The 7,629-nt window shown below is 39.1% G+C and carries 6 protein-coding genes; 5 read left to right on the top strand and 1 reads right to left on the bottom strand.

Going from position 1 to position 7,629, the window contains the following annotated elements; all coding sequences use genetic code 11:
• Positions 1-781 precede the first annotated feature (781 nt).
• The 5 genes from ASU00_RS23820 (at position 782) to ASU00_RS23800 (ending at position 6,387) form a co-directional block, all read left to right on the top strand.
• On the top strand, positions 782-1,987 hold the full coding sequence (locus tag ASU00_RS23820; protein ID WP_057915922.1) for an MFS transporter: 1,206 nt from the start codon (positions 782-784) through the stop codon (positions 1,985-1,987).
• A gap of 55 nt (positions 1,988-2,042) precedes the next feature.
• On the top strand, positions 2,043-2,804 hold the full coding sequence (aroD, locus tag ASU00_RS23815) for a type I 3-dehydroquinate dehydratase (protein WP_057915921.1): 762 nt from the start codon (positions 2,043-2,045) through the stop codon (positions 2,802-2,804).
• 69 nt (positions 2,805-2,873) lie between these two features.
• A complete protein-coding gene (locus tag ASU00_RS23810) occupies positions 2,874-3,758 on the top strand; it encodes a shikimate dehydrogenase (protein WP_057915920.1) in 885 nt (294 codons plus the stop codon).
• A 270-nt stretch (positions 3,759-4,028) separates the two neighbouring features.
• Positions 4,029-5,237 carry an MFS transporter gene (locus tag ASU00_RS23805; RefSeq protein ID WP_057915919.1) on the top strand — a complete coding sequence of 403 codons (1,209 nt, stop codon included), beginning with the start codon at positions 4,029-4,031 and terminating at the stop codon, positions 5,235-5,237.
• Between the two features lie 136 nt (positions 5,238-5,373).
• A complete protein-coding gene (locus tag ASU00_RS23800; protein ID WP_057915918.1) occupies positions 5,374-6,387 on the top strand; it encodes a LacI family DNA-binding transcriptional regulator in 1,014 nt (337 codons plus the stop codon).
• A 94-nt stretch (positions 6,388-6,481) separates the two neighbouring features.
• Here ASU00_RS23800 and ASU00_RS23795 read toward each other — a convergent pair whose 3' ends face one another.
• On the bottom strand, positions 6,482-7,039 hold the full coding sequence (locus ASU00_RS23795) for a shikimate kinase (RefSeq protein WP_057915917.1): 558 nt from the start codon (positions 7,037-7,039) through the stop codon (positions 6,482-6,484).
• Positions 7,040-7,629 lie beyond the last annotated feature (590 nt).

Here is a 7,629-nt window from a genome sequence, read left to right as displayed (position 1 = left end):
GTTAAGCTCTTCAGCGCCGATGGTAGTTGGGGGTCTCCCCCTGTGAGAGTAGGACGCCGCCAAGCCAATTCAAAGATCAGCCAGCCGGCTGGTCTTTTTTAGCGTTACTATAAGGGCGGTTTGTGAAAAATGGATTATAAAAAGGTAAATCAGCAATTAATCCGACCTACAAGCAATTTGTTTCTACTGCAGCCAAATTGATGCAAACTTGGATATAAGTTAGCTGCCTTTCATTTATTTTAGTTAAAAAGTAATTTATTCAGTATTTGGAAATGAAAATTGGAGATGGAAATACTGAAAAAGTATTGAAGGCGAGATATACCATGATACTGAAGACAAAAAGGAGCATGGAGCGACCTTCAAATATTAAGGATGGTGCGAGTATATCGTTTAAGTCGATACCAAGGACTTTTTCATAGGTTTGACACAATTTAATTAGAGCAGTATAATAGCTCAGGTAGAACGATATACTAAATAAAGTTAACAGATCATTTGTTGAAGAATCCTTCATCCAAGGGATATGAATTAGGCGCTAGTAGAACGATATACTAAATGAAAGATTGACTAGTAGAACGATATACCAACGAACAAAAGCATTTAGTAGAACGATGTACTAAATACTGCCTGATATTTATCCAAGAAATAGTTAACTAAATACAGTTTATTGTTTTAATCGCACGAAATTTGTTTCCTGAATTCATTATATGGGGCAAGGGGAAAACTTCTGAATGATTTAAGAATCAAATTACATTTTAATAACTATCATAGGGGTGTGTGTTTCATGAAAAATCCATTTATAAAAATGGCAACAGGTTTATATATTAGCTATTTTATTTTGGGGATGATCAATGTCATCATTGGATCGAATATGGAGAATTTATCGGAGCAATTGAATACTAGTGCTTCGGGTATTAGTTACTTGGTCTCCGCTATAGGAATCGGTAAGTTGGTATCATTGTTTTTTGCCGGTAGATTGTCGGATAAATTAGGAAGGAAGCCATTTGTTGTTGCAGCATCTTTTATCTATCTAATCTTCCTCGTGGGCATTCCTTTGGCTCCTAACTATACATTGGCATTCATATTCGCCATATGTGCTGGTATGGCAAACTCATTTTTAGACGCAGGTACGTATCCTGCACTTATTGAAGCGTTTCAAAAGAAAGCGGGTTCCGCTACTGTTTTAATAAAAGCGTTCGTTTCCGTCGGGGCGGCCCTGCTTCCATTCATCATGGCATTTTTCATCGCCAGGGATATGTTTTATGGATATACATTCTTCTTGATGGCAGCTGTATATCTCGTTAATGGATTTTTCTTGCTTAAGGTTTCATTCCCGAACCATAAAGCGCCCATTGAAAACAAAAATGATGAGCAAGTTGCAACGGTTCAATACCAGTTCCTTTCAAAACCTAAGTTCGCTCAGGAAGGGTTGGCGGTCGTCCTTTTAGGATTCACTTCAACAGCTTTATTCATGCTTGTTCAAGTTTGGCTGCCGAATTTTGGACAAGAGGTATTGGGGTTAACCCAGGCCAAGGCTGTTCAATTGCTTAGTTACTATAGCATTGGCTCCCTTGTTTCCGTCATTTTGCTGGCAGTCCTATTAAATAAGGTAATAAAACCAATTACCGTCATGATCATTTATCCAATCATAGCTGCATTATCTTTATTATCTCTCATTTACATCCAGCAGCCATTGATGACTGTTTTGAGCACTTTCTTCATCGGACTTTCAACTGCAGGAGTGTTCCAGCTAGCCATGACAATAATTACTGAATTCTTCCCAGTCAAAAAAGGGACGATTACTTCTTATGTAAACATTGCGGCAAGTTCTGCTTTTATTATCATTCCTTTCGTTACAGGGATCATTTCAAAGAGCGCCGGTTTAACTGCAGTCTTCTTATTCGACGTTGCGATTGCGATAATTAGCTTTCTATTGGCCGTATTCGTAGCCTATCGATATAAAAAAGTAATTAAGGTTTCGACGAATTAGGAAGTCGACACCATCAATTTCATAACAGTTGTTATTGATAAAGGGGGAAATATCCATGCAAGCGATCACGATCAAGGATGTAACGATTGGAGAAGGTGCACCAAAGATCATCGTTCCACTAATGGGGACAACAGAGGAAGAGCTGCTTAAAGAAGTCGAAACGGTAAATGCTTTAGCGCCGGATATCATTGAATGGCGAGCAGACGTTTATGACCAGGTTGAGAATTTAGAGGCCGTTGCGGAAATGATTACTAAACTTAAGCGTTTTTTGCCTAGTACGCTGCTTCTTTTCACTTTCAGAAGCCATAAAGAAGGCGGAAACAAGGAAATCACTAATGATCTATATTTTAGCTTGCTTCATACAGCCATCAGAACAAAAGCTATCGACCTCGTTGACGTAGAGTTATTTTTTGAGGAATCTGCAGTAAAAGAGACAGTGAAGATAGCAGAAGATAATGGAGTCTACGTAATAATGTGTAATCATGACTTCAATAAAACACCGGAAAAAGAAGAAATCATTTACCGATTGCGTAAAATGCAGGAACTTGGAGCTCATATTCCAAAAATTGCAGTAATGCCTCAAGGTGTTGATGATTTACTCGTTTTACTGGATGCAACACATACGATGAAAACAAAGTATGCGGACAGGCCGTTCATTACGATGTCTATGTCAGGTACAGGCTTGGTCAGTCGATTGGCTGGTGCGGTGTTTGGTTCTGCTTGTACATTTGGTGCTGGAAAAGAAGCGTCTGCACCTGGACAAATTCCAGTAAGTGAATTAAGAAGTGTATTGGAAATCATCGATCAAAATATTTAATTCATCTAAATTTCTTCCAAGAAGGAATGTATATAAAAATTTCGATAAAAACATCAGGGGGATTCAAACATGGAAAATTTAGCACGCATCAATGGGAAAACAGAATTAGTCGGTTTACTGGCAACACCTATCGGACATTCTTTATCACCTGCCATGCATAATATGGCTTTTGATAAATTGGGATTGAATTGTGCCTATTTAGCTTTTGAAGTAGGAAATGAAAAACTTGAAGATGCTGTGAAAGGAATGCGGGCGTTAAATGTAAAAGGATTTAACGTATCGATGCCGAATAAAATGAAAATCCTTCCTTACCTGGATGAATTGGCAGACAGCGCCAAATTCTCAGGAGCCGTTAATACGGTTGTCAATATCGATGGGAAATTTGTCGGTCACAGTACTGATGGAATGGGGTATACCCGGAACCTGAAAGAACATGGTATTGATATTAAAGGAAAGAAAATGACGCTTATCGGTTCTGGCGGGGCTGCCACACCTATTGCGATTCAGTCAGCATTGGAAGGAATAGCTGAAATCAGCATTTTTGCTCGTGATGATGCTTTCTTCCTGCAAGCAGAGGAGAATGTACGAATCATCAATGAAGATATGAAGCATTTAAACGTGAAAGCTAATGTATATCCTCTAGAAAATGTTGAACAATTAAGGGCTGAAATATTAACTAGTGATATTTTGGCAAATGGTACAGGCGTTGGTATGAAACCACTTGAAGGGTTAAGCGTCATTCAGGACGAGTCAATGTTACGCCCTGATTTAATCGTAACCGACGTTGTTTACATTCCGCGTAAATCAAAACTGATGGAACAAGCCGAAGCTGCTGGCGCTACTGCCATTAATGGTCTTGGAATGATGCTTTGGCAGGGGGCATTGGCCTTTGAATTATGGACAGGGCAACAGATGCCAGTCGATTATATTAAAGAGCAACTGTTTGCAGAATAAGTAGCTTTCACTTTGGGATTGTCCTCCGTTTTATCGTAATAGAGGTTTTTGATCCTTTCGGTGCAGCCATGCACTTATAGTAAACGATTAGGGTTGACCTCGGAGCTAAGAAATACAGGGGAGTGAAATTCCTTGTTTTTCTTAGCATTTTTTTTTTGAAAGTGGTTTTTCAGTTAAATGGATATCATATAGGGGAGACTTAAATACCTGCATTTGGGGTTTAAGCATTAGGGAACGAATATCATCGTGATTTATTATAGGGGTGTAATAATGAAAAATCAGTATTATAAAGCGGCATCAGGCTTATATATTAACTATTTTCTACTTGGAATGGTCAATATAATCCTTGCCTCAAATATGTCTGCACTAACCAAACAATGGAATACGGATTCTACGGGAATCAGTTATCTCATTGCTGCCATAGGGATTGGTAGATTACTTACGTACGGGCTCTCAGGTGTGCTGTCAGATAAATTCGGCAGGAAGCCATTGATCATTATCTCCTCGGTGTTAATGGGAGTTTTTTTGCTTGGGATTCCATTTTCATCCACATATGAAAAAGCGTTTGTGTTTGCTTTACTAGCGGGTATTTCCAACTCAGCCATGGATGCCGGCACATATCCGGCATTAACGGAAATGTTTCCTAAATCTGCTGGGTCAGCAAGTGTCATGGTAAAGGCTTTTGGATCACTTGGTGCAACCATCTTACCGTTCATCATCTTGTTTCTTTCCAACAATCACTTATTTTATGGCTTTGCCTTTTTAACTCCTGCTGCCATCTATTTCATTAATATGTTTGTTATGCTTTCAGCTTCATTTCCGAAAAGCAAATCCGATACTGCCAGCAGTGAAGGCGATTATCGAAGGAGCGGATTTATAACCGAGCCTGAATTTTGGGGTGAAGGACTGGCGCTGATCATAATTGGATTTACATCGACTGCATTATTTACGGTTTCCCAAATCTGGTTACCGAGCTACGGTTACGAAGTCGCTGGGATGTCCCATGCAGGGTCCATAAAATTATTGAGCTATTATAGTGTCGGATCACTCATTTCAGTCCTGCTATTGTCCATTTTATTAAACAAATGGGTCAAACCAGTGACGGTGATCTTACTTTACCCAATGATTACGTTACTTACAGTCATCATTATCTTAAAGGTTCATTCACCCATCGTCCTAATTATCACCTCCTTTTTCCTAGGCGCCTCAACAGCTGGGATATTTCAATTAAGCATTGCCATCATGACTGAACTTTTCTGGAGAAAAAAAGGGACGGTAACAGGGATCGTTGCGACGGCCTCCAGTTTGGCGAGTGTCATTTTACCAATTGCAACAGGGCTAATTGCCAAGGGCGGGGATATATCGCATATATTTTTCTTTGATTGTTTTATTGCAATTCTGGGCATTCTGGCTGCAGCATTTGTTAATTATCGATATAGAAAATTGACACGGCACGAGATGGTGAATAACCTTGGGTAATGATTGGGGAATCAATCGCTGAAAACCTTACCCTATGTTCCAAGGGTATGCTAATTCCAGTAACTATATTATTATTATAGTAAGAACATGATAATAATATATACATTAAAAATACGTTCAAGATGGTGATGGAACTATGAAGCAATCAAAAAAAGGGCGGGTCACATTGCAACAGGTTGCAAAACATGCTGGTGTGTCCACATCCACCGCATCCCTTATCGTTCGCAATAATCCGCGGATTTCGGATGCTACACGAACAAAGGTCTTAAAATCAATGCAGGAACTGGGCTATGTGTACGACAGAGTTGCCGCAAATTTAAGGTCGCAAAGTTCCGATACTGTAGGAATCATTATTACTGACATTTCAAATACCTTTTTTTCTGAATTCTTGATTGGTGTTCACGACGCATTGGATGAAGTCGGTTATACGGTGTTACTGGGTACCACATTCGATTCGGTTAGCAAGCAAGACCATCTCCTTTCAACGATGCTGGAACATAGGGTAGGAGGATTGATTCTTTGTCCTGTCTCTGAAAGTTCACGGGAGACGGTTGATCGATTAAATGAAATTGACACGCCAATGGTTCTTGCGGTCAGAGAATTACCTGGAGTGAATAGCGACTATGTTGGAATCAATTATCCAGAAGGTGCCCGAATAGCTGTGCATCACCTTATTGAGAAGGGGCATAAAAGAATTGCACTACTTGGTGGTATCAGGGAATCTTCAACATGGATCGAGAGGATGGAGGGGTATCGTGAAGCCCTTACAAGTGCGGGCCTTGAAGTGGATGAATCGTTAATGATAGATAGTGCACCGACACGTGAGGGTGGACTGGAGGCTGTATTGAAAGTACTTGAGGATCCTGAACCACCAACGGCCATCTTTTGCTTTAGCGACTTAATTGCTTTCGGTGTCATGCAAGGATTAAGGATGAAAGGATTTACTCCTGGAAGAGATATGGATATCGTAGGGTTCGATAATGTTCCAGTAGCAGAGATCTATCATCCTCCTTTAACGACCATTTCTTCATTTCCTAGACGTACGGGAAAAGAGGCAGCAAATCTTTTGTATCAGCAAATGGAAAAAATCAAACGTGAGCAGCAGCGTATCATATTAACTCCGGAATTGATTGTCAGGGAGTCTTCCTAATAAAGAATAATGAAAAGATACGGAGGTGGGTAAACTGCCGCTGTATCCTTTTCATCTGTTTATGAGGGGGATGTCCATTGCACTGGAAACGGACTTACTTAAGCGGTTCATATATATCCCATGCCACCTTTAGCGATTCAACGATAAAGTCTGCCACTTCGTCCACATCAAGGTCATTCGTATTCACTTTTGAATGATGATAGGAGTATATCTCCTGCCGAGTGTAAAAAAGCTCTTCGATTTCTTCAAGGGTGCGGCTTTGCAGAACCGGTCTGCTATCAATTAGCAAGCCTATTCTCTCTTTCCAATAGTCCCAAGATAAATCGAGGTAGAAGACAATGCAGTTGGCTAAACAAATATTCCTTATATCTTCCTGTAAAAATGCCCCGCCGCCGACGGAAATTATTTTCAATTGTTGTTTACTAAAGCTATCTATCATGCTTTTTTCTTTATCACGAAAAACTTTTTCCCCAAACTTCTTGAAAATTTCTGTAGTGGGCATATTGAATTCCTTTTCAATTTCCCGATCTATATCTACAAAGTCCCTATATAGTTTTTGCGCCACCTTTTGACCGATCGTCGTTTTTCCAACTCCCATAAAGCCAATAAAAACGATACTTTGCATCCTCAAAGATGTGTTTTTATTAATCATTTATAAATCCCTCTCCCAACTATTTTTATAATGATTAAAACCTATCCTGAAATTTTTAAAATAAATTTATTATAGTACAAGGAAGTAAAATTGTAAAAAATATTTTTTAATATTTGGACAAAGAAATGGGAGGGTTCTTGCGGTTTTAATACTGAAGTCATCGGTAGATAAAATGAAAAGAATCACATTGGCTTTTTGCGATGGAGCGAAAGGGGTTGTGGGCTTCCTGAATAGCCTCTATATAATGGAATAAATAAATGACTAAGAAATTGCATGAAAACTAGTTGACATTAATGGGCAAAAGGAATAATATAAATAAGCACCAAGTACGACAACTTCATCCCTTTTAGTAGATTACTAAAAGAAATAATAACTGTTGACTTCTTACTATGAAAATGATAAGATGAAATGGTCGCTGAGAAACACAGCGATTAAAAATAAGTTAAAAACTTCGCAGAAGTTGACAACTAATCATCAGTGTGTTATGATGAAACAAGCAAACCGTCCGATGAGGCGATTGTGAAATTGCTCTTTGAAAACTGAACAAAACAAAGCGCCAACGTTAAATTTTAAGTGAGCACACACTATTA

Origin of the sequence: Peribacillus muralis, from assembly GCF_001439925.1 — a bacterium.
Lineage (GTDB): Bacteria > Bacillota > Bacilli > Bacillales > DSM-1321 > Peribacillus > Peribacillus muralis.
The sequence above is the reverse complement of the archived record's forward strand: the minus strand, read 5'-3'. Positions and strand labels throughout refer to the sequence as shown.